This window comes from Arthrobacter sp. GAS37 (assembly GCF_044908325.1).
In the GTDB taxonomy this organism is placed as follows: Bacteria; Actinomycetota; Actinomycetes; order Actinomycetales; family Micrococcaceae; genus Arthrobacter; species Arthrobacter ramosus.
On sequence record NZ_JBIYDB010000056.1, the window covers coordinates 1 to 21,388 of the forward strand.

Sequence of the window (21,388 nt, forward strand, 5' to 3'; positions counted from 1 at the left end):
GCACTTCACCGAGGCAACGAAACCACCCATCCGGAGGTTTTCAAATGAGGCAACGTATTACTCTTCCCGGAGGTATTGCAATGAGGCAACAGGGTGGGGGCGGAGGACTTCCGGGGATATCCCGCGGGAAGATCAGGATGGTTTGTCCGTACTTGCTTCCCGTCCCTCCAGGGGACCGTGAAGAGTTTACACCGGGGTTTGTGTCCACTAGGCGTGCCACGATGGCCGCGTCCTGTCTCACCCCTGCCATCAGTGCTGAGCGACGGGTGAGCATGTCGAGACTGGAGGAGGCCGACGTCTCGAGGCGCTGCCCTTGCGTCGGAGACCACGGAGGTTCCGGCGCCATTGGGCATGCGGGTCCCGGTGGTGAGGGCATCGGTTATACGGTCCATCACGCGGCCCCTATTTCCCGCCGCCGCATGGCGATGAGCGCAATGGTCGTGAGAGCGGCAGCTATGCCGAGCATCCAGAACCCGCCGCTCCAGTCGCTGCCGGAGGCCGAGGGGACGGGCGTGTGGGTGAACGGCGAGAGGTCGCGGACACTCTTGTCCAAGCCGATCATGCCACCGTAGATGCCAATCATCACTCCCAGGATGAGCGTCCCCCAGCCCAGCGGCATGGTCCAGCGCGGCCAGAGGACAAACGCGGCCGCCGGCAGCGCGAGGTAGATGAGGGCCGCGGGAAGCTGGTCGGCGGCGGTCTGCCACACGTCGGTGACGGCGTTTGAGGTGTCCCCGGACGCGATGAGAGACGCCCACGCGCCCACGGCAGCGAACGCCATGACGAGCACCACCGAGGCTGCGCCCAGGGCCAGGAAGCTTGCGAGCAAGTGGACGCGGCTCAGCGGTTGCGCCGCGAGGAGCGCTGCCGTGCCGGCCGTTTCCTCCTGCCGCAGCCGGATGATTGCCTGCAGGCAACACGCCGCGGCGAGCACCCCGGCGAACTCGAACAGTACCGAGATCACGAGCTGGGTCATGGACGTGCCCTGGGCCTGGATCATGGCGCGCAGGACGCTCGTAATTGATGGGGCGCCGTTGAGGGCCTGCTGGACCGCTGACCCGAGAGCCCCTGCGAGGAGACCGGTCGCGAGGCCGCCCAGGCACCAGCCGATGATCGCACCCTGCTGGAGCCTGAGCGCGAGCGAGAACGGCCCGCGAAGGCTCGCCCTCGCGTCGGCTCGGCTCGCCCGGCCCGCGAGGACGCTCGCGCCGATATCGCGCCGTGACATGAGGACTACGGCGGCGGCGATGCACGCCGCTCCGAGCGCAAGCGGGAGCGCGATCGGCCACAGCCGGTTGCCCGTGTAGGCGAAGGTCTGCTGGCCCCAGCCGATGGGAGAGAGCCAGCTCGGCCAAGCCGCCGTGATCACGAGGCCATCCGGGCTGACCTTGCCCGTCGCGTCGCCGAAGCCCCGCAGGAGGTAGGCGAGTGCGACGAGCGCCGACGCGATCCCGTTCGCCCCGCGCGAGGTGCTCATGAACTCGGCCGAGAGCAGCCCGACGCCCAGGAACGCGATCCCGACGGAGCCCGCGGCCGCGCCGGCCACGAGCGAACCGCTCGGTTCGAGCCCGCCGACCATGAGGCCCGTCGCGAGGGCCGCCGCCACGAGGACATTCGCGACGAACCCGTGTGCGACTGTCACGGCCAGCGGCGCCCAGCGCCCCGCAGGGGTCGCCGAGACGAGCTCGGCGCGGCCGGATTCCTCCTCGGCGCGGGTGTGCCGCACGGCGAGGAACGTGCTCATGAACCCGGCCAGAAGCGAAATGAACGCGAAGAGCGCGAAGAACGTGAACGCGCCTTCGCTCGCGCCGCGGACGAGGCCGCGGAGCATGAGAATCGCGGGGGTCGCAGTCGCGAGCCGCAGGACCTCGGCACGGGAAGCCTCGTCGCCATAGGTCTTGAGGATCGTCGTGACCGACAGGAGCGCGAGCAAGCCGATCGTGATGACCCAGATGGCGAGCTGCCACCGGTCGCGGCTGAGCCGCTGCCCGTAAAGGGTCAGGAACGTGCTCATCTCAGGTTCCCGTCCGCTCCGCGTCCCGATGACGACGGCGGAGAGTGGCGCCGTCGTGCCGTGTTGCGAAGTCGGATTCGCCGACGGCCGGAGCGACCGTCACGCCGTAGTGGCGGAGGAATAGCTCCTCGAGCGACGGCGGCGAGATCAGGAGACCCTTGACTCTGAGGGTGCCGAGCAGCGGAAGCACCTCGTGGACGCTGTCGGAGTCCGCGCCGAACTTGACCCGGCCATCGGAGACGGTCAGGTCGTGCACCTGGGCAAGGTCCGAAAGGGCATGGGTGTCGACGTTGTCGGCCGCGAAGGAGACCTCGGTGCGGGTGAGGTGGCGCAGGGCGTCGAGAGTGCCGCCGTCGACGATGCGCCCGGCGCGGATGATGCTCACCCTGTCTGCGAGGTGCTCGACCTCGGACAGGATGTGGCTCGAGAGCAGCACGGTAGCGCCGTTCTCCTGCACGAGCAGGCGGATCTCGCGCATGAAGACGGCCTCCATGAGGGGGTCGAGCCCGCTCGTTGGCTCGTCCAGCAGGTACAGCTCAGCGTCGGTTGCGAGGGCCGCGACAAGCGCGACCTTCTGCCGGTTGCCCTTCGAGTACGCCCGGCCCTTCTTAGAGGGGTCCAAGTCGAACAGCTCGCAAAGACGGGCCTTGCGGTGCCTGTAGGCGCCGCGGTCTGCGGTGCCGCCGCGAAGGCGTGAGAGGAGGTCGATCGCCTCGCCGCCGGAGAGATTGGGCCAGATGGCCACGTCCCCCGGGACACTCGCGATGCGCCGGTGGAGTTCGACGGAATGTGTCCAGGGGTCGCGGCCAAGAACGGTTGCGCTGCCCGACGACGCCCGCGCCAAGCCCAGCAGGACGCGAAGGGTCGTTGTCTTTCCCGCGCCGTTGGGGCCAAGGAAACCGTGGATCTCGCCCGCGCGGACTTCCAGGTCGAGGCCGTCAAGAGCCTTGACCTGGCTGAAGTCCTTATGTAGGCCGGCAGTCCGGATGACGGCGTCCATAAAGTTCACGGTACGCAGGTTTCAGAATCTTGTGAACGGTCAACCCTGTCGGCGACGCGCCGGGTCCAGCAGTCTATCGGCATAGCCAAGACAGATCACGCCCAGTCCGCCCGGCTCGGGTCCCCGAGGCCCCATAAGTAGGTGGCCTTTCCTTTTTCCCGCGCCAGCATCTTTTGCCAGTGAACATCTCCGGGTCCTCCGGTAGGGCGCTCATCGCTCCGTCGGTCAGCTCGCCACCTTCATGCCTTAGCTTCGAGAAAACCGATATGCAGGCACTCTCTAATTCCCGTATGACCCGCCCGCAAAACTGCCCCGTGAAGGTGCTCCCTCACCGCGCGCCCCCGGCGGGTACCGGAACCAGCGATTCCGAACGCACCGGCGTCGCGAGCCCCAGGTTCTCGCGGAGGGTCGAGCCGACGTACTCCGTGGGGTACACGCCGCGTTCCTGCAGTTCCGGCACGAGATGGTTCACGATGTCATCCAGGCCCGTGGGAATGAGCCAAGGCGAGATGTTGAAACCGTCCACGGCACCCACCCGGGCATATTCAGCCAAGGTGTCGGCCACGGCTGCATAGGATCCCGTGAACGTCGAATCCACCCTGGACGTCCTGGAGCTCACGAACTGCCGGATGGACAGCCCTTTCTCCTTGGCCTCGGCACGCCACTGCTCGGCGAGCTGCCGGGCTTTGGCACCGTGGAAGCCGCTCCCCCGGGTCTCGGAGGTCTCCTCCACCACAGGATCGATCTCCGGAAGCGGACCATCGGGATCGTAAGCCGACAGCTCCCGGCCCCAGAACTGTTCGAGATAAGCAACTGCCTGCTGCGGCCCGATCTGCAGACTTCGGACCCATTCCTTCTTCTCGCGGGCTTCCTCGTCGGTTGCCGCGAGGATGAACTCGCTAGCCGGCATGATCTGGACGTCGTTGGCTCCCCGTCCAGCTGCCAGGGAGCGCGAGACGATATCGGCACGGAACTCCACGGCGTCGTCGAACTTCGGGTGCGCCGAGAAGATGACATCCGCCTGGCGGGCAGCGAAGTCCCGGCCTTCCGGTGAATCGCCGGCTTGGAACAACACAGGCCTGTACTGGGCGCTACGCGGCAGCCGGGGCGTCACGTCCACGGAATAGTGCTGCCCGGAGTGGTGCACGCGCCGCGCATGGCCGGGAACCGCCCAGGAATCCGCAGTGACGGACGAGGAAACCGCTCCGTCCTCCCACGAATCCCAGATCCTCTTGGCCGTCTCCACGAAGGCTTCGGCATGGACGTACCGATCGGCGTGGTCCAGGTAGCCGCCCCGTCGGAAGTTGGCCCCGGTCCAGGCGTTGTCCGTGGTCACGACGTTCCACGCCGCCCGGCCGCCGGAGAGCAAGTCGAGCGAGGCGAGCCGGTGCGCGAGGTCGGCGGGATCGTTGTACGTGGTGTTCTGCGTGGCAACGAGCCCGATATTGGACGTCACCGACGCGAGCGCCGCCAGCATGGTCTGCGCGTCCGGCCTGCCCGCGACATCCAAGGCGTGGGGACGGCCGAGGTGCTCACGCAAGCGCAGACCTTCGCCCAAGAAGAAGGCCGCAAACAGCCCGCGCTCGGCTGTCTGGGCGATCCTCCGGAACGACTCATAATCGGTCTGCGAACCGGATTCGGGCGCCTTCCAGATGGTGCCGGAATTGACGCCCTGGAAGAAGATTCCGAACTGGATCTTCCCGCTCGGCTGGAATTTAGCACGGTTGTGCTGTGTCATGTTCTCTCCTCAGTTTTCCGAGCCGGGGCTCGCGTACCGGCTCAGCGGCCTCTCCAGACCCAGCAACTCCCTAAACGTGCCGCCCTGGGCAACAGGCTGAAGCACGCCGCGGCGCCGAAGCTCGGGCAGCACCAATTGGGCCAGCTCCTCAAGTTCCACATCCAGCCCTGCCGGATGCAGCCTCACGCCGTCGGCCACCGCAAGCAACTCGGAAAGGAAGTCCGCCAGTTCCGCGGCCCTGCCGACGAAGCGCGCTCGGGAACTGGACCACGGCGTAAACGCGTCCAGTTCGGCGAGCCGCGCAGAGGCGCTTTGCCCCCGCGAGTCAAGGACGACGTCGAGCTCCGCGACCACCGCGGCGCTTCCCGCAAGAGTCGGACCGCCTCCAACAACGGCGCCGCCCCCAGCAATAGCCCGACGCACCTCCGCTACCTCCGCGGCAAGCAGTGAAGTCGTCGGAGCGGACACCAGCACCACATCGGCGTCCGAAGGAAGCAAACCAGCCTGCGCAACTACTGGCAACTGCCCCTGCAGCGGACGCGGAATGATCGATGGCCCCTTCACCGAATACCCGGCCCCTGCGAAATCCTCTGGCGTCTCGAAGTCGACGTAGTGCAGTTTGTCGACGTCGAGGTACCGCCCGGTGGGGACGTCGCGGATCACGGCGCCGTCTTCCCAGGAATCCCAAAGCCGCCGGCTCACTTCCACCGACGCCGCGGCCTCCTGCACCAGCGCGGCACCTTCAACAAAAGAGCGCCCGACGGCGGCAGCTTCCTCCACGGAGCCGCTCGCCGCGACGAGCCAACCGGCCCGTCCGCCCGAGACATAGTCCAGGCTCGCCAGCTGCGTCGAAACGTGAAAGGGCTCGGTGTAGACCGTGTCGACTTCGGGGACCAGCACAATGGAACTCGTGACCGGCCCCGCGAAAGCGGCCCGCTGCAAGGCGTTCAGGCGGCCAACAACGTCACGTCCAGAACTCACAGGCCCATCGGCGAACGTCGCCACATGAAACCCCGCCGACTCCGCCGCCAACACTGTGCTCCGGATCCGCGCACCGTTCAGCAACTCATCCGGTGCATGCCGGGCTTTGCGCCAGGCGGCTGGGTGGGCGCCGTCGCCGTCGAGCTCCAAAGCCAAGAATCCGGGCCGGCCTGGACGAGAGTTGTCGCTCATCGCTGCTCCTGCCTTTCGTAGGGAATCTGTTCGCCGGCTTCAATGGCCACGCTCAGCCGGTTTTCGGCAGGCGGCAGCGGGCAGATGGCCAGGTCCGTGTAGGCGCACGGCAAGTTGACCGCACGGTTGAAGTCGAGCACCACGGCGCCGTCCGCATCCGGGGTCACGGTCAGCGAACGGTTGGCCGCGTAGGTGGCCTTGCCAGACGTCGCATCCGTGAACAACACCGAGAGCGAACCCGGAGCATGTCCGTTGAAGGCAGTCAGCACCAAGTCCTGGCCCGCGAGCGTGAAGTGGAGTTCACCCGGCGCCTCGTAGACGTGCTGGATGCCCTCGACGGCGGCGCCCACGATAGTCGGTCGCGGAACCTCGAACGGCACGAACGTACCGTTCACGGCGAACGAAGCATCCGGTGCGTACGCCGGGGTGCCGCGGTATTCATTGAGCAGCGTGTTCCCGGGGTGCCGCGGCCGGAGGATGTACTCGCCGCCGCGCTTGGCGAGCTCGACGACGGCGTCCCCCGCCTTGAGGTTGATGCCGTCGCGTTCGGCGATCGGGCCGAAAACGACGGTGGTCCCGACGCCGTCCGGGTTGAGTTCCTGGCCGTCCCGAAGCAGGCTTTCGCCCGGCCCCAAAACCACGGTGACCACGTCGTTCTCCACGCTCCACGTGCCCGGCACCCCGTCCAGGGGAGCAGCTGCGCCGCCAGGCCGATGCGAATGCCCAAGCCAGTGCAGGTGGGTGACGGCGAGGAATCCGTGCGGATCGGCGCGGTGGCGCTCATGCGCGGCGTGCCATTCCTGCCACGCGGCGGTGAAGGCCGCGGTGGTGGGGGCAGCCGTTTCAGTGGGCGTAGACATTTTCACTCCTGTGGGTTACGTGGTCTGCGGTGACGGTTCCGGCGGCGTCAGTCGAGGTGGCTCCAGCGAATTCCGGACGGCCGCCGAAGGGATCCGCAGGCTCCCACAGCGTGGTGGGCGCGGCGGCTCGGACCGCAGGGATGATCTCAAGCGCGAACCGCTCCAGGATCTCCAGCTGCTGCTCGAAGGGCAGGGTGGTGGGCAAGGAAATGGACTGCAGATCGTGGCCGTAGAGCGCGTGGTAGCTCAGGATTTTGTCGATGACCTGTTCCGGGCTGCCCACCAGCGCAGGACCTTCAGCCACAGCGTGGTCGATGTCCCGGAACGGCGAATTGTTGCCCGGGACGTTGCGTCCGATCGTCAACGCCTCGTAGACCGGCCCGAACTGGCGCTTGGCTTCCTGCGTGGTGTCCGCGATGAACACTCCGCCAGCGCCGGAACCCGAACCGAGGTACTGGTGGCGCGGATCGTGACCGTGGCGTTCGTATTCCTCGCGGTAATGGTCGATCAGGATCTTGTAGTTCTCGCGAGGCTGGATGGCGTTGGCGGTGAACAGCGGATCGCCCCACTGTGCGGCGAGCGCGGCCGAGGTGAGGGTTGTAGCCGAGCCGTGCCAAATCCGTGGCGAACCCCCAAACGGTCGCGGCGTCGTCGTCGTTGCTTCGATCAACGCGGGTCGGAAACGGCCGGACCACGTGACGTTTTCCTCCCGCCACAGCCGCCGCAAGAGCCCGTACTTTTCGCCGAGCAGCTCCCACTGATCATCAAGGGAGAGCCCAAACAAGGGGTACTGCAGCACCTCGTTGCCCTTGCCGATCACGAGTTCCAGGCGGCCCCGGCTCAATTGGTCGATCGTGGCGTAGTCTTCGGCCACCCGCACGGGATCCAGCACGGACAAAACGGTGACGCCGGTCTGGAGCCTGATGCGGTTGGTGACGGCCGCAATCGCGGCGAGGACCGCTGTCGGCGACGAAGAGATGAATTCTCCCGCGTGCCGCTCCCCTACGGCGAAACTGTCAAAACCCAGCTCCTCGGCCCGGCGGGCAGTCTCCACCACCTGGTTGAGCCGCTCCGCCGTCGAGACAATTTCCCCGGTTACCGGGTTCTTCAGGTGCGGGATGATGTCGAGTACCTGGAACTTCATTTCGCACTCCCGAAGTTGGCCTCAGTAACGGTCTTGGATTCCGGCAGGGCTTCCTCGGTCAGGCCCCAGCGATCCAGGACCTTGCCGTAGGAACCGTCTTTGATGGCCGAATTCAAGGCATCCGTGATGGCCGGAGCCAGGCCGTTTCCTTTGAGGGTGGTAGCCGCGACGAGGGTCTTGGAGGGCCAGCCGGCGTTGACCTTGCCCACCACTTTCAGGTCGTTCCGGGTGTTTTCCCGGTAGGACACGGACGGGTAGGGCGCGATGTTCAAGTCTGTCCGGCCGGAGGAGAGCGCCAGGATGGTGTCGGCGTCGGAGGAGTAGTACTGCAGGGTTGCGGGCGCCTTGCCGCGGGATTCCAGGTCCTTGTTCCAGGCCAGGAGGATCTTCTCCTGGTTGGTTCCCGAGCCCACCGAGACCTTCAGCCCGGAGATGTCATCCGCGCCCTTGATGTTGTACGTCGACGACTTCTTGGCCTCGAAGCCCATGTATGCGGCGCGGTATGTGGAGAAGTCGAACAGTTTCACCCGGTCCTTGTTGATGCCCACGTTCGAGAACACGGCTTCGAAATCCCCCGACTGCGTCTTGAGCGGCCAGCTCTCCCAGGAGGTGACCTGCACGTCCAGGGCGAGGCCGAGCTTGTCGGCAACAAGTTGTGCGATGTCGACTTCGACTCCGATTGGCGTCTTGTTGTCCGTCGCGTAGAAGGACAGTGGGATGGATCCAGCCGTGGTGGCAACAGTCAGTTTGCCGTCCTTGCCGATCGCAGCGGGAACCGCGGCTGCCGCGGCGGGGTCTTTCTGCGCCCGGATGCGATTCTGCTCGGGCGCGGTGTTGTAGACGACGCCGTTGCGGGCCGCACTCGCGGACGGGCTGGCCCCGGCAGCCGACGCGCCAGGGTCGGAGCAAGCGGCGAGCGCCGGGAGTACGACGGCGGGCAGCACCGCGAGTGCGAGAAGCCTGGTTCTGATGCGTGGCATTTAGGAATTCCTCAAATGTTGAAAGCTGGTTCGATGACTTTGGAGAAGAAGCTCCGCGTCCGGGGTTCACGGGGATTCGCGAAGATCTCCTGGGGACTGCCTTGCTCCACGATCTGGCCTTGGTCCATGAAGACCACGGTGTCCGCAACGTCGCGGGCAAAGCCCATTTCGTGCGTGACGATGATCAACGTGGTGCCCGACGTAGCGAGTTCGCGGATGACGTCGAGGACCTCGTTGACCAGCTCCGGATCCAACGCCGAAGTTGGTTCGTCGAAGAGCAGGATCTTGGGGTCAAGGGCCAGCGCCCGGGCGATGGCAACGCGCTGTTGCTGGCCGCCGGACAATTGCCGTGGGTAGGCATCGGCCCGGTCCTTGAGGCCCACGCGGTCCAGGAGTTCCAGCGCACGCTTGCGCGCTTCGGCTTTGTTCCGGTGGAGCGCGACGACGGGTGCTTCGGTCACGTTTTCCAGTGCGGTGAGGTGCGGGAACAGGTTGAAGTTCTGGAACACCATGCCGATGTCCGTGCGCTGCTTGAGGATGTCCTTTTCGCGCAGTTCGTGCAGCTTGTTTCCACGGACCTGGTAGCCCACCAATTGGCCGTCGATGGTGATGTACCCGCCGTCCACCTTTTCCAAGTGGTTGATGGTCCGCAGGAGCGTGGACTTCCCGGAGCCGGAGGGCCCCACGATCACTGCGACTCCGCCGGGCGGCACCGTCAGGGACACACCCTTGAGGACTTCCGTGCCCCCAAAGGACTTGCGGACGTTGGTGATTTCCACATGGCCGCGGGTTGCAGCGGTACTCATCGGACTTCCTTCGCTCGGTCAGTGTTCACGGGTGCGTGGGTGGCAAAGAACTTCCTGGCCTTCTGCAGCGGAGTGAGCGGCAGGTTGCGGACGGCGCCCTTCGAGTAGTGCCGCTCGATGTAGTACTGGAAGACGCTCAGGACCGAGGTAATGGCCACGTACCAGAGGGAGGCTACAAGGAGCAGCGGAAGGACCTGCTGGGTGCGGTTGTAGATGACCTGCACGGTGTAGAAGAGCTCAGAATAGGCCAGGACGTAGACGATCGACGTTCCCTTGACCAGGCCGATGATCTCGTTGAAAGCCGTGGGCAGGATGGCCCGCATGGCCTGCGGCAACACGATCCTGGTGGACCGTCGCCAGGCCGGAATGCCCAGGGCCGCGGCGGCCTCGAGCTGGCCTTGATCCACCGAGAGGATGCCGCCGCGGATGATTTCCGCCGAGTACGCCGCTTGGTTGAGGGTCAGTCCCAGGACGGCCGCCGCGAATTGGCTGATGAGCGTGGTGGTCTGGACCTCGAAGAAGCGGATATCCGTGAATGGGATGCCCAAGCTGATTTTCTCGTAGAGGTAGCCCAGGTTGTACCAAAGCAGCATCTGTACCAACAACGGCGTGGAGCGGAAGATCCAGGAGAACGTCCAGGACACCGAGAGCAGCAGCGGCGAGGCCGAGAGCCTCATGAGCGCCAGGATGAAGCCGAGGACAAAGCCGAGCGCGCCGGAGATGGCCGTCAGCTCCAGTGTCTCCACGAGGCCGTTCACCACGGATTGCGCGGTGAACCATTGCGCCACGACACCCCATTCCCAGCGCGGATTCGTCGCGAGTGACCAGGCCACTGCAACGACGCCAAGAGCGACCAGCACGGTGCCTACCCAGCGCCACGGATGCCGGGCAGGAACCAGTTTGTAGCCGGAGTAGTCGGCTGCGGGCCGGGCGACGGCACTGTGGGCTGCGGCACTCTGGGCAGCGGCGGCCGTCGGGCTTTCCGCGACGGCGCTGTTTTCCAAAAAGGCGCCGTGTTCCAAAAAGGCGCCGGGCGCCGGTTCCGGTGCAGATTGCTGTGCGGACTGCGCCACTGTGGTTGCTGCTGAACTCATGCGCCACCTCGCTTCGTATCGCTTGTTTTATGGGATGGCTGCCAATCTAGGGGCGCCCTCGAAGCGGCTGCAAGGCGGATTTTTGCACTTCTTCACGGGGCTTCATGGCGCTTCGCGCGGCTTCATGACGCTTCTCGCCGCTTCATATGGAGCCATATGAGTCGGTTCTTTGCGCTTGTTGATGGACCGTGACGCGTAGTGAACGACCGTTACCAGCGCCTCGACCAAGGCCCCGTCACGTCCCTAGGCTCGGGTACCACCAGCCACCGCCAACAGGAGTTGCCATGCCGTCCTTCGCCCCCACTATCGTGTTTATTGGCGGTGGTCCGCGCTCTGCCGGCATCCTCGAACGGCTCGCAGCCAACAAGCCCGGACTCTTCGACGGCCCCCTCTCCATCCACGTCGTCGAGCCGTACGAACCCGGTTCCGGGAGGATCTGGCGCTATGACCAGAGCCCGGGACTCCTGCTCAACTCCACGGCAGCGGACGTCACGATGTTCACCGACAGTTCCGTGGCCTGCGACGGTCCCTCGGTGGACGGTCCGGGCCTCGCAGCGTGGGCGGCCGGCGTGCGGGAGGGTTCCATCCGGGACGTCCCGCAGTTGGAGGCCCATCTCCTTGAGCAGCTCCACGCACTGAGACCGGGGTCGTTTCCCAGCCGCCAACTCCAGAGCAGATACCTTGAGTGGTTCTTCCGCAGGGTCGTCGCGGCACTCGGCCCGGACGTCACGGTGACGGTCCACCGGGACACGGCCACCGCCGTCGAACATCTTGCTCCCGGGCCCGGCGGCGGTGCGAAATACCGCGTGCGGCTAGCTTCGGACGGGGCACTGGAAGCGGATCTCGTGGTGTACTCCCTTGGCCATACGGACTCCCGGGCCGATCCGGAATCAGCGCGGCTTGCCGATTTCGCCGCCCGCCACGGCGGGTTCCACGCGGCGCCGTCGTACACCACCGACGTCGATTATTCGGCGATCGCACCCGGCCAGGACGTCCTGGTTTCGGGGATGGGACTCGCGTTCGTGGACCTTCTGGTGCTCTTGTTCGAGGGCCGCGGCGGCCGCTTCGAAGACAGGCCCGACGGCGGCCTGGACTATGTGCCGTCCGGCGCCGAACCGAGACTCTGGGCAGGCTCGCGGCGCGGAGTCCCCTACCACTCCAAGATCTCGTCGTCCCTGCGAGGGGAACCCGTCGGCGCGCCCCGGTACTTAACCGCCGCCGCTGTGGAATCGCTGCTCGCAGCCCACGAGGAGCTGGATTTCCGGACCCAGCTCTGGCCGCTCATCGCCAAGGATGCCGGCTACGCCTATTACCGCGAGCTCTTCACCGGCTATCCGGAACGCGTCCGGGGCAGCTGGGAGGAATTTTCGGCGCAATTCGATGTCCTGGATTGGTATGGCCGCGAGCGCGTGGACCTCGTGGCCGCGGCCGTCCCGGACCCGGCTCTCCGGCTCGACCTCGAAGCCCTGGACCAGCCTTTCAGCGGCTGCGCCTTCGCAGACCATGCAGCCGTGCAACGATCCGTGGTGAGCTACATCGAACGTGACCTCAAGCTCCGCACGAGCCCGGACCATTCGGAAACCTTGGCTCTGTTCACGGTCCTGCTCCGCGTCTACATGGAACTCGGCTGGCTGGTTCCGCAGGAGCGGCTCAATTCGCGCTCCCAACAAGCGGTGCACGGGTGGTGGCACGGTTTCTTCAGCTTCGTGGATTCCGGCCCGCCGCCCCACCGGCTGCGCGAAATCCTCGCCCTGCACCGGGCCGGATTGCTGCAGTTCCTGGGTCCGGGCGTGTGGGTGCGCCCGGACGAGGCCAGCGGCCGTTTCGTGGCCGGTTCCTTCCAATCGCCCGTGGTGGTGGACGCAGCGGCGTACATCGAGGCCCGGTTGCCGTCGCCGTCGGTGGCGCGATCGGCCAACCCCGCGCTGGCGGACCTGCACGACGCCGGATGGGGCACCGAACAGTCACTCCTCACCTCGGAAGGCCCGCACTCCACCGGTAAGCTGTTGGTCTCGAGTTCGCACGAAGTCCTGGCTCCCGACGGCGGACGGCAGGCGGGCCTCTTCGCCGTCGGACCTTGGACCTCGGGTTGGGGCGCCGGTGCGTTCGCGCGGCCCGGAACCAACGCGGCGCCCTTCCGCGAGAATGACGCCCTGGCCCGCCGCCTCCTGACCGAACTCTCCGCCCGTCACCCAAGCACCAGCCACCCAAGTAGCTCGCATTTGTTGTCGTTTTGACGCCTCAAAACGACAACAAATGCGAGCTAGTTGGGGAAATTCACGAAAGGCATGTCATGACAACAACGCCAACCCTGCCGTCGTCGGGCCTTTCCGTCCTGACCCTGCCCATGCGCGATCCACGGGTCAAGCCCCTCCTGGACGAACTCGCCGTCGAATACACCACGCGCTACGGGGACCTCTTCGGCAGCGGTGGCGCGGCCGAGGAGCTCAACAGGTACCCGGCCGGCGAGTTTGCCGCACCCCACGGCGCCCTGCTCATCCTGCAGGAGAGCGGCGAAACCGTAGCGGGCGGCGCATTCCGCCGCTACGACTCCGGTACGGCAGAGCTCAAGCGGATCTGGACGCATTCGGCCCACCGCCGTCGTGGGCTGGCCCGGACGGTCCTCGTGGAACTGGAGGCCGAGGCGTCCCGGCGCGGCTACCGCCGGATCTACCTCACCACCGGTCCGCGGCAGCCCGAAGCCAAGAACCTGTACCTGGCCACGGGCTACACCCCGCTGTTCGACGTCGACGCGGATCCGGAAGAGATCAAGCACTTGGCGTTCACGAAGGATCTTGTGCCCGCTCAGGCGTGAGCCTACGCCAGGGCCTGGCGCGCCGCGGCTTCGATCCGGGCCCGGTGATCGGCCCATTCTTCGGGGCTTCGCTGTGACAAATTCAGGTCCCCGGGGCCTTTCCCTGCCGAACCGTCGATAAGCTCACGAAGTATGTCGGCATGCCCCAAGTGCTGGGCCGTCTCGACGCACATGTGCACCAGGATCTGATGAAGCGTCACGTGTCGGCGTTCTTCCGGCCACCACGGCACTTCCCCGGGAGCGTCGAGTGGGAGCGACTCGATGGTTGCATCGCTGTGCTCGGCCGAGAACCGGTGCAATTCGATGATCTCGTCCCTGCTCTCTTCCGGGGGAACCCACAGGTCCGCGTCGGCTTGGGCATCGTCGGCGAACCAGGGTAAGTCGCGGCCGCTGCGCAGGCCAAAGACCTCCCCGAAGTACCCAAGCTCCACACTGGCCACATGCTTGACCAGTCCCAGGAGGTTGGTGCCGGTGGGGGTCATGGGCCGGCGGACGTCGTACTCGTCGAGTCCGTCAAGCTTGGCGAGGAGCTCGCCGCGACGGGCGCGCAGGTATTTGAGCAGAATCCCTTTGTCATCCATCCGGGCACTATACCGTTGCCGTCGCGAGTGTGTACCGTCTGTGCATGGCGAAACTGATCTACGCAGGGATCATGTCCCTGGACGGCTACACCGCCGATGCCGACGGAAAATTCGATTGGAGCATGCCGGACGAAGAAGTGCACAGCTTCGTCAACGACCTTGAGCGGCCCATCGGCACATACCTCTATGGCAGGCGAATGTACGAGGTCATGTCCGCATGGGAGGACATGTCCCTTTCCGAGGAGCCACCGGTCATGCAGGACTACGCGGAGATCTGGCGTGCCGCGGACAAGATCGTGTACTCGACGAGTTTGGAGAGTCCGTCCACCGCGAAGACACGCCTCGAGCGGGAGTTCGACGCCGGAGCCATCCGCGCGCTCAAAGAGTCGTCAGAGCAGGACATGTCCATTGGTGGCACGGTTCTAGCCGCCCAAGCCATCAAGGCCGGACTGGTGGACGAGTTCTGTCTCTTCCTCACGCCGGTCGTCGTCGGAGGCGGCAAACAATTCCTCCCCGACGGCGTGGGCCTGACCCTTGAACTGTTGGACGAACATCGCTTTGGCAACGGCGTCGTCTACCTCCGGTACGCCAAGCGGGCATAAGCAGTACGGCCCCGAATTGCTCCGCGGAGTGTTCGGAACCTCATCGCGTCGGCGCCGCTAAAACGGAGCTGCCACCCGCCGTCGGGCCCTTCCCCAAAAGCATGTTCAGTCGTCACGTGAGGGGAAGGATGCGGAGGTATTGCTGAACCGGCGGGTAACGTAAAGGGCGTGCAGTTGAGTCAAGCGTTGGTCAAGACCGCGGCCGGGTGGCTACTCGGCCTGATGCTTGCTGTGGCCGCTGCGATCGTTTCCATCAACCTGGTGAGCAACTCCATAGCCAGCCCGCAGCAGCAAGTTCGCGATTACCTCTCGGCCCTTCAGAAGGGGCACGGCGGGGAAGCCATCGGGCTCCTGCACGCGTCCGTGCCCAACGCCAACGCCGCCATGCTGGACGGTACCGCCCTTCAGACGGCGGCGTCGAAGATCACCGATATCAAGCTCGGCAACGCCGAATCCCGTGGCGGCAACCGGGTGACGGTCCCCATGGACTATCAGATCGACGGCAAGGCGCTGCACTCGGACTTCCTGCTTGAGCGGACGGGCACCGAGTGGCTGTTCTTCGGCAAGTGGTCCTTCGTGCCGTCATCCTTGCCGACGATCGAGGTCACCGTGGTGAACGCCAACGAGGCGACCCTGAACGGCGTCCCGGTGAACCTGCCCAATGGCCGAAACAGCTTTGCCGTGTTTTACCCCGGCCAGTACGAAGCCAGCCTCGCCGGCAAATACTTCTCGGCGCCGACTACGAGCACCTCGGTGACCACGGGCGCCCTGCCTCAGGCACCCCTCAACCTTCTGACCAAGCCCACCGACGCCATGATCAAGGCGGTGAGCGACAAGGTCAAGGAATTCCTGGACACCTGCGCCGCTGACGCCACCAAGCAGCAAAAGCTCCAGCCCGACTGCCCGTTCTACCACGTGACCAACAGCCGGGTGGTGGATGGCACGATCAAATGGCAGATCACGGAGTATCCCAAGGTCAGCATCGACCCCTTTAACGGACAGTGGGTCGTGGCGCCCCTCAACGGCAAAGCCAAGGTGACAGCCCGCGAAATCGACCTCTTCAGCGGCATGGTCGGCGACCTCAGCGCCGTTCACGACTTCAGCTTCACCACACGTCTGGACATAGGGGCGGACACCATCACGGTCACCCCGCTGGTGAGCTTCTAGGCTGTGCCTCTGTTGACGGGCCGGCGTCACGCAGCGCAGGTTTTTGGCCGTGACCAGCTAACGAATCCCTGAGTTTCCGGGGTTGTCGCTGACGCTGGGCGCTAAAAAGTTGCCCAGCGTGACGCCTAAAGCCCGGCCGGCCCCTGCCTAGTCCATCCCGCGCAGGTCAAGCACCAGCTCGGAGTCGCCGTCGGCCTGCAGGACCACGGGGATGCCCCAGTCCTGCTGGTAGAGGTGGCACGCCGCGTGATCGGGGATTTCGCCGTCCTCGGTCTCCGGGCCATCGCACGCAGCCGCGCGGGCCGTGATGTGGAGGATCCCCTCAGGCACGTCGGCAGACAGCTCGAGGGTCCGCAGCAGCCCCACGGACGTGCCACCGCCGGAAAGGAGCAGCTCGGGCGGGGTCGACGAAATCTTCAGCTGAGTAGGGTCGCCCCAGCGGTCGTCGAGCTTCTGACCGGTCGGGGCCGTGAAGCGCACGGTGAGCTCCAGGTTCCCCGGCGCCACGGGACTCTTTGGCCGCTGCGTCTGGGATGCTCCCTCGTCCACCTGCTGGGCTTCCTTGGGGATCGGAACCAGGACAAGTTGGTGCTTGTTGGATTCGACCACCACCAGCAGCGGTTCGCCGCCTTCCGGGTAGACCACGACGACGTCGCTCGGCTCGGCGAGCCCCCGCGCCAGGGTGGAAACCGTCTTAGTCGCGGGGTCGTAGCGCCGCACGGCACCGTTGTAGGTGTCTGCGATGGCGACGGAGCCATCGGGGAGCACTGTGACACCCAGGGGATGCTGCAGGCGAGCCGCGGTGGCCTCGCCGTCCCGGAAGCCGAAATCGAACAGGCCCTTGCCCACGGCCGACTCAACGGTCACGCCGGTTTCGCCAAGGACCAGGCGGCGCAATGCCGAGGTCTCGGAGTCGGCCACCCAGATGTTGTCTTCCGCATCCACGGCCAGGCCGGAAGGTTGGGCGAACCAGGCTTCCTCGGCAGCTCCGTCAAGCAAACCTTCAAGGCCCGAGCCGGCCAGGATGGAGACCTCGCCGCTGAGAGGCTCGAAGGCGAAGATCTGGTGCGTGCCGGCCATCGCGATGACAACACGCTGCAGCTTCTCGCTCCACACCACGTCCCACGGCGAGGACAGAGAGACCCCGGTCCCGACACCCAGTACCCCGACGTCGAGGGCGTCGGCCGCGAAGTCAGCCGGACCGGCGTCGTGGTGTTCAGCCCAAACGCCGGCACCGCTTTCCGTCACCCGGGCAGGGCCGGCGTCGAGCAGGCGCTGCACGCCGTTGCCGGCAACTGTTTGCACATAACCGGAGCTGAGCGTGACGCCGCGGAGGCGGTGGTTCACGGTGTCCGCGACCACTGCTTCGTACCCGAGCTGCCAGGCCAGCGACGACGGGAGCACCGCCACGCCCTGCGGCTCGTTGAACTGGGCAATTTCCGCCGCGACGTCCAGGTAACCCTTCGTTCCGGAGCCGATGACGCGCTCCACGGTCTCAAGGTCAGGACGAAGTTCCACCAAACGGTGGTGGCCCGAATCGACCACAAGGTAGTTGCCGTTGTCCAGCTGGGTCGCCTTGCCGGGGAAGCGCAGGGTGCCCGACGTCGGGACGGGAGCCACGTAGGGGCCGTCACCGCGGTGGAGGGTCCCCTTGGCTTCGTGCTCGGCAACCAGCTCTTCAAGAAGCACGGCGAGGCCGTCTGCGTGGCCCTCACCGGACAGGTGCGCCACGATGTAGCCCTCGGGATCAACCACCACCAGCGTCGGCCAGGCGCGGGCCGTGTAGGCCTTCCACGTGGCGAGCTCTGGGTCGTCCAGGACGGGGTGGTGGATTTCGTAGCGCTCCACGGCGGACGCGAGGGCCACTGGATCGGCTTCGTGTTCGAACTTGGGAGAGTGCACGCCGACCGTCACCAGGACATCGGAGTACTTTTCCTCGAGCGGGCGCAACTCATCGAGGACATGCAGGCAGTTGATGCAGCAGAACGTCCAGAAGTCGAGCAGCACGATCTTGCCGCGCAGGGCTTCCAGGTCCAGGGACTTCCCGCCCGTGTTGAGCCAGCCACGGCCCACCAGTTCAGAGGCGCGGACACGCAGTTGGGTGCGTACGGATTCGCTCATCAGCGTCCTTCCAGGTTGGTCTTGCTTTCGGGCTGCTTGAAGTCCCGATCAGTCAGTTTCGCATCGCGGTCTGCAAGCCGCGCAAACATATCGTTGTAAGCATTAAGGTCGGCGTCGTTATTCCTGTCGGCCGCCCGGTCGGTGCGTTTGGTCTCCCGCGCGTCCGAACGCGACCACATGACCGCGACGCCGATCGCCACCAGCAAGGTGGGGACTTCGCCGATTCCCCAGGCCACAGCGCCGCCTGTCTGCTGGTCCAGCAAAGCCGATTGCCCCCAAGTCCGGCCGAGGTTGCCGAAGTAATCGGCAGCGAGCAGCCCGGTGCCTCCCATGATGGACACGCCGAAGAACGCGTGGAAGCCCATCGTGGCGAGCAAGAGGAGCAACCGCATGGGGTAAGGCGCCCTTCGGGGCAGCGGGTCGGTGCCGATCATGGTGAGGACAAAGATGTAGCCGGTCAGCAAGAAGTGCAGATTCATCAGTTCATGGCCCACGTGCTCACGCATCGCCCAGCCGAACGCGTCCGAGAAGTAGAACAGGACGATCGAACCGGCAAAGTTCGCGGCGGCAAACAGCGGGTGCGTCACCACCTGGGAGAACTTCGAATGCACAAACACCAGAATCCACTCACGAAGACCACGTGAGCCGTCCCCGCGCGATCCCTCGCCGCGCGACGGCAGTGCCCGCAGCGCCAACGTGACGGGAGAACCCAGGACAAGGAACAGCGGGGCCACCATCGTCAACGCCATGTGGTCCACCATGTGCGCGGAGAACAGTACGCGACCATAGACCGACGGCGGTCCGGACGTGATGTACGTCAGGACCACCAGGCCGATCATCCAGTTCACGGCGCGGAACCATGACCAGGAGTCACCGCGGCGGCGGACCTTGACCACGCCAAGGATGTAGCTCGCCGCGCCGAAAAGGGCCACAGCCACCCAAAGCCAGTCGAAGCGCCACTCAGTCAGCCAGCGCGCGGGCGTCAGCTCGGGCGGCAGCTCGTAACCGGACAGGATAAAGGCCGGCGAAGCGTCGGGCGCGTAAGTGGTGGGCAGCGGCGGTGCCGAACTAGCCAGCGCGACGGCGAGTCCCGACGTCGCGCCCATCACCAGAAGTTCAACCAACACCAGCTGCCACAGCACGCGACGCGTTGTCATGGACTTGCGGCCCAGCTGGGGGATCACCCACTGGCGGTGCATGAAACCAATGCCGCCGAGGACAACAGTGGCCAACGCCTTCGCCAGGATGATCTGCCCATAGGGGGTGCCGACCAAGGCCGAAAAGCTGGTGACACGAATACTCGCGTTGACGACCCCCGAGGCGAAGACCAGCACGAAGGCAAAGCCTGCCAAAGCGGAGAACCGGCGGAGCGTCTGCTTGGTAATGTCCTTGGTGCCTGTTGCCTTGGAACCCCGCAGGAGGCTCGAGAGGACAGCAAGCATGATGATGCCGCCCAGCCAGGTGGATACGCCCACCAAGTGAAGGCCAAGCGAATTGATGGCGCCCTCATGGTCGCTGGAACTCGCGGAGTGGCCGATCAGTGCGCTCGGCACCAGTCCGCCCAAGGCCAAGACAAGCGTCAGCGCCAGGCCCGCCAACGAGCGGACGCCGAACAGCGCCGTCGTGACAATCGCCGCGATGATCGTCACCGCGAGCCACGCCTGGCCCGTCTGGATGTCCGTCATGAAGTAGACGAGCGAAGCAGTGAACTGGGCGTCCCCGGAGAGGCTCTGCCCGGCCACATCCGCGTACGTCAGCACAAGGACCGCGACAGCGGAGAGCGTCCAGACGGCGCCTGCTGCTGCCGCTACGGCCAAAGCACGGGTGAACGCGGGGTGTTCAGGGGCATCGTCTCCGCTGGATCGGGAGGTGTGCTTGGGAAGGATAATGACGGCGAAGATCAGCCCGCCGATCACAGTCGCCAGGGACACGTTGTGAATGGCTTTGGCGACGGGCAGCCCCCAGCGGACCAAGGCGCCTGGATCAGAGACCTGCCGCGCGGCCGAGGCGCCGGAGAAGATCAGAGCACCCGCGAGAGCCAGGAAGAGCGCAGCGAAGCCCGCCAGCTGCCACGGCAAGGAGATCCCTTCCACGGAAGCGCCTGCCTTGGTTCCCGGCTTGGAAGCGGGCGAAGGGGCAGTGGCGGGAGATTTGGCTGATGGCACCTATCCATTGTCCGCTAACGTCGGCGGCGCGGCGAATCGAGCGGATTAAAGCAGAAAGGCGGCAACCCGCAGGTTGCCGCCTTTCAGGGCGTTCGCCGAAGTGTCTTACTTCTTGGCGACAGCTGCCTTCAGCTTGGAGCCGGCGGTCAGCTTGACGCTGTGGCCAGCGGCGATCTGGATGGTCTCGCCGGTCTGCGGGTTGCGGCCCGTGCGGGCTGCGCGGTCGGTGCGCTCGATGGCGAGCCAGCCCGGAATGGTGATCTTCTCGCCAGCGGCGACGGAAGTCTCGAAAACTTCGAACAGGGCATCGAGCACGGAGTTGACTGCAGCCTGGCTGGTGCCAGCCTTGCCAGCTACCTCGGAAACCAGTTCGCTACGGTTCTTAGCCATTTGTGTCCTCCTGGACTTTACGATTTTGGAGCTCACACACGGCATGCGTGCGAGCCACTGTTCGAAAACTTACCAGCTTGGGAGGACGCAGCCAGCAAATTCCGCGTGTTTCCGCGCTTTTTTGACCAAATTCACCCTATTTCGGGCGCTTTTGGGGCTCAATTCCGCCGCGGGCGAACTCCCCGACCCTCGATCCTCGCTCACTTATAGGGGGTTCTGGGCGGACGCCCGCTCACATATACCGGGTTCTGGCGGGACGCCCGCTCACATATGGCGGGTCCCGGCCGGACGCCAGCTCACATATACCGGGTCCCGGCCGGACGCCAGCTCACATATACCGGGTCCCGGCCGGACGCCAGCTCACATATGCCGGGTCCCGGCCGGACGCCAGCTCACTTCCGCTGAGGGCGGGTGGGGGGCTGGGGCCGGCCAGGTTCATCGGTGAGCGGGCGTTTCGGATTTCCGGCGCATACCTGAGCCGGGGTTTCGGATTTCCGGCACATACCTGAGCCGGGGTTTCGGATTTCCGGCTCATACGTGAGCCGGGGTTCGGGCTTTCCGGCACATACGTGAGCCGGGGTTCGGGTTTTCCGGCTTATACGTGAGCCGGGGTTTCGGGTTTTCCGGCTTATAGGTGAGCCGGGGTTGGGGGGTGGGGTGTTAAATGGTGCAGGCCCCGACGTGTGTCGGGGCCTGGACCGTTAATGGTTGTCCGGCGGTGTCCTACTCTCCCACACC

Annotated in this window: 17 protein-coding genes; 4 read left to right on the forward strand and 13 right to left on the reverse strand. The window is 65.5% G+C overall.

The window, feature by feature from the left end; all coding sequences use genetic code 11:
* Nucleotides 1-391: 391 nt before the first annotated feature.
* The 9 genes from ABH924_RS23290 to ABH924_RS23330 form a co-directional block, all read right to left on the reverse strand.
* Nucleotides 392-2,014, reverse strand: a complete 1,623-nt coding sequence (locus ABH924_RS23290) for an ABC transporter permease (RefSeq protein WP_404502679.1) — start codon at nucleotides 2,012-2,014, stop codon at nucleotides 392-394.
* 1 nt (nucleotide 2,015) lies between these two features.
* On the reverse strand, nucleotides 2,016-3,014 hold the full coding sequence (locus ABH924_RS23295; protein WP_404502705.1) for an ABC transporter ATP-binding protein: 999 nt from the start codon (nucleotides 3,012-3,014) through the stop codon (nucleotides 2,016-2,018).
* A gap of 328 nt (nucleotides 3,015-3,342) precedes the next feature.
* Nucleotides 3,343-4,752, reverse strand: a complete 1,410-nt coding sequence (locus ABH924_RS23300) for an NtaA/DmoA family FMN-dependent monooxygenase (protein ID WP_404502681.1) — start codon at nucleotides 4,750-4,752, stop codon at nucleotides 3,343-3,345.
* A gap of 9 nt (nucleotides 4,753-4,761) precedes the next feature.
* Nucleotides 4,762-5,925, reverse strand: coding sequence for an LLM class flavin-dependent oxidoreductase (locus ABH924_RS23305; protein WP_404502683.1), 1,164 nt, complete (start codon nucleotides 5,923-5,925; stop codon nucleotides 4,762-4,764).
* Nucleotides 5,922-6,785, reverse strand: a complete 864-nt coding sequence (locus tag ABH924_RS23310) for a DUF1684 domain-containing protein (RefSeq protein WP_404502685.1) — start codon at nucleotides 6,783-6,785, stop codon at nucleotides 5,922-5,924. Before ABH924_RS23310 ends, ABH924_RS23305 begins: the two co-directional genes overlap by 4 nt.
* Nucleotides 6,769-7,929: an LLM class flavin-dependent oxidoreductase gene (locus ABH924_RS23315; protein WP_404502687.1), complete on the reverse strand. Its 1,161-nt coding sequence runs from the start codon at nucleotides 7,927-7,929 to the stop codon at nucleotides 6,769-6,771. The genes ABH924_RS23310 and ABH924_RS23315 overlap by 17 nt, the downstream gene beginning before the upstream one ends.
* Nucleotides 7,926-8,909, reverse strand: a complete 984-nt coding sequence (locus tag ABH924_RS23320; RefSeq protein ID WP_404502689.1) for an ABC transporter substrate-binding protein — start codon at nucleotides 8,907-8,909, stop codon at nucleotides 7,926-7,928. Before ABH924_RS23320 ends, ABH924_RS23315 begins: the two co-directional genes overlap by 4 nt.
* A gap of 11 nt (nucleotides 8,910-8,920) precedes the next feature.
* Entirely contained in the window at nucleotides 8,921-9,715 is a 795-nt protein-coding gene (locus ABH924_RS23325) for an amino acid ABC transporter ATP-binding protein (RefSeq protein ID WP_234750908.1), read from the reverse strand.
* Nucleotides 9,712-10,809: an amino acid ABC transporter permease gene (locus ABH924_RS23330; RefSeq protein ID WP_404502691.1), complete on the reverse strand. Its 1,098-nt coding sequence runs from the start codon at nucleotides 10,807-10,809 to the stop codon at nucleotides 9,712-9,714. The genes ABH924_RS23325 and ABH924_RS23330 overlap by 4 nt, the downstream gene beginning before the upstream one ends.
* Nucleotides 10,810-11,093: 284 nt before the next feature.
* Between ABH924_RS23330 and ABH924_RS23335 the strand changes: the two genes are divergently transcribed.
* Both ABH924_RS23335 and ABH924_RS23340 read left to right on the forward strand, forming a co-directional pair.
* A complete protein-coding gene (locus ABH924_RS23335; protein ID WP_404502693.1) occupies nucleotides 11,094-13,046 on the forward strand; it encodes an FAD/NAD(P)-binding protein in 1,953 nt (650 codons plus the stop codon).
* Between the two features lie 56 nt (nucleotides 13,047-13,102).
* Complete coding sequence (locus ABH924_RS23340; protein ID WP_404502695.1) at nucleotides 13,103-13,624, forward strand: GNAT family N-acetyltransferase; 522 nt, start codon at nucleotides 13,103-13,105, stop codon at nucleotides 13,622-13,624.
* Nucleotides 13,625-13,626: 2 nt separating this feature from the next.
* Here the strand turns inward: ABH924_RS23340 and ABH924_RS23345 are convergent, their stop codons facing one another.
* Complete coding sequence (locus tag ABH924_RS23345; protein WP_404502697.1) at nucleotides 13,627-14,205, reverse strand: DinB family protein; 579 nt, start codon at nucleotides 14,203-14,205, stop codon at nucleotides 13,627-13,629.
* A gap of 44 nt (nucleotides 14,206-14,249) precedes the next feature.
* Between ABH924_RS23345 and ABH924_RS23350 the strand changes: the two genes are divergently transcribed.
* Together ABH924_RS23350 and ABH924_RS23355 are read left to right on the forward strand one after the other, a co-directional pair.
* Entirely contained in the window at nucleotides 14,250-14,807 is a 558-nt protein-coding gene (locus ABH924_RS23350) for a dihydrofolate reductase family protein (protein WP_404502699.1), read from the forward strand.
* A gap of 174 nt (nucleotides 14,808-14,981) precedes the next feature.
* Nucleotides 14,982-15,974: a hypothetical protein gene (locus ABH924_RS23355; protein ID WP_404502707.1), complete on the forward strand. Its 993-nt coding sequence runs from the start codon at nucleotides 14,982-14,984 to the stop codon at nucleotides 15,972-15,974.
* Between the two features lie 147 nt (nucleotides 15,975-16,121).
* Here the strand turns inward: ABH924_RS23355 and ABH924_RS23360 are convergent, their stop codons facing one another.
* From ABH924_RS23360 to ABH924_RS23370, 3 genes are all read right to left on the reverse strand, one after another.
* Nucleotides 16,122-18,095: an NHL domain-containing thioredoxin family protein gene (locus ABH924_RS23360; protein ID WP_404502701.1), complete on the reverse strand. Its 1,974-nt coding sequence runs from the start codon at nucleotides 18,093-18,095 to the stop codon at nucleotides 16,122-16,124.
* Nucleotides 18,095-20,260, reverse strand: a complete 2,166-nt coding sequence (locus ABH924_RS23365; protein ID WP_404502703.1) for a cytochrome c oxidase assembly protein — start codon at nucleotides 20,258-20,260, stop codon at nucleotides 18,095-18,097. Before ABH924_RS23365 ends, ABH924_RS23360 begins: the two co-directional genes overlap by 1 nt.
* A gap of 105 nt (nucleotides 20,261-20,365) precedes the next feature.
* On the reverse strand, nucleotides 20,366-20,650 hold the full coding sequence (locus tag ABH924_RS23370) for an HU family DNA-binding protein (protein ID WP_184739845.1): 285 nt from the start codon (nucleotides 20,648-20,650) through the stop codon (nucleotides 20,366-20,368).
* Between the last annotated feature and the right edge of the window lie 738 nt (nucleotides 20,651-21,388).

Coding starts and splice junctions, on each gene's coding strand:
- ABH924_RS23290 (WP_404502679.1), bottom strand. CDS start 2,014: ATGAGCACGTTCCTGACCCTTTACGGGCAGCGGCTCAGCCGCGACCGG.
- ABH924_RS23295 (WP_404502705.1), bottom strand. CDS start 3,014: ATGGACGCCGTCATCCGGACTGCCGGCCTACATAAGGACTTCAGCCAG.
- ABH924_RS23300 (WP_404502681.1), bottom strand. CDS start 4,752: ATGACACAGCACAACCGTGCTAAATTCCAGCCGAGCGGGAAGATCCAG.
- ABH924_RS23305 (WP_404502683.1), bottom strand. CDS start 5,925: ATGAGCGACAACTCTCGTCCAGGCCGGCCCGGATTCTTGGCTTTGGAG.
- ABH924_RS23310 (WP_404502685.1), bottom strand. CDS start 6,785: ATGTCTACGCCCACTGAAACGGCTGCCCCCACCACCGCGGCCTTCACC.
- ABH924_RS23315 (WP_404502687.1), bottom strand. CDS start 7,929: ATGAAGTTCCAGGTACTCGACATCATCCCGCACCTGAAGAACCCGGTA.
- ABH924_RS23320 (WP_404502689.1), bottom strand. CDS start 8,909: ATGCCACGCATCAGAACCAGGCTTCTCGCACTCGCGGTGCTGCCCGCC.
- ABH924_RS23325 (WP_234750908.1), bottom strand. CDS start 9,715: ATGAGTACCGCTGCAACCCGCGGCCATGTGGAAATCACCAACGTCCGC.
- ABH924_RS23330 (WP_404502691.1), bottom strand. CDS start 10,809: ATGAGTTCAGCAGCAACCACAGTGGCGCAGTCCGCACAGCAATCTGCA.
- ABH924_RS23335 (WP_404502693.1), top strand. CDS start 11,094: ATGCCGTCCTTCGCCCCCACTATCGTGTTTATTGGCGGTGGTCCGCGC.
- ABH924_RS23340 (WP_404502695.1), top strand. CDS start 13,103: ATGACAACAACGCCAACCCTGCCGTCGTCGGGCCTTTCCGTCCTGACC.
- ABH924_RS23345 (WP_404502697.1), bottom strand. CDS start 14,205: ATGGATGACAAAGGGATTCTGCTCAAATACCTGCGCGCCCGTCGCGGC.
- ABH924_RS23350 (WP_404502699.1), top strand. CDS start 14,250: ATGGCGAAACTGATCTACGCAGGGATCATGTCCCTGGACGGCTACACC.
- ABH924_RS23360 (WP_404502701.1), bottom strand. CDS start 18,095: ATGAGCGAATCCGTACGCACCCAACTGCGTGTCCGCGCCTCTGAACTG.
- ABH924_RS23370 (WP_184739845.1), bottom strand. CDS start 20,650: ATGGCTAAGAACCGTAGCGAACTGGTTTCCGAGGTAGCTGGCAAGGCT.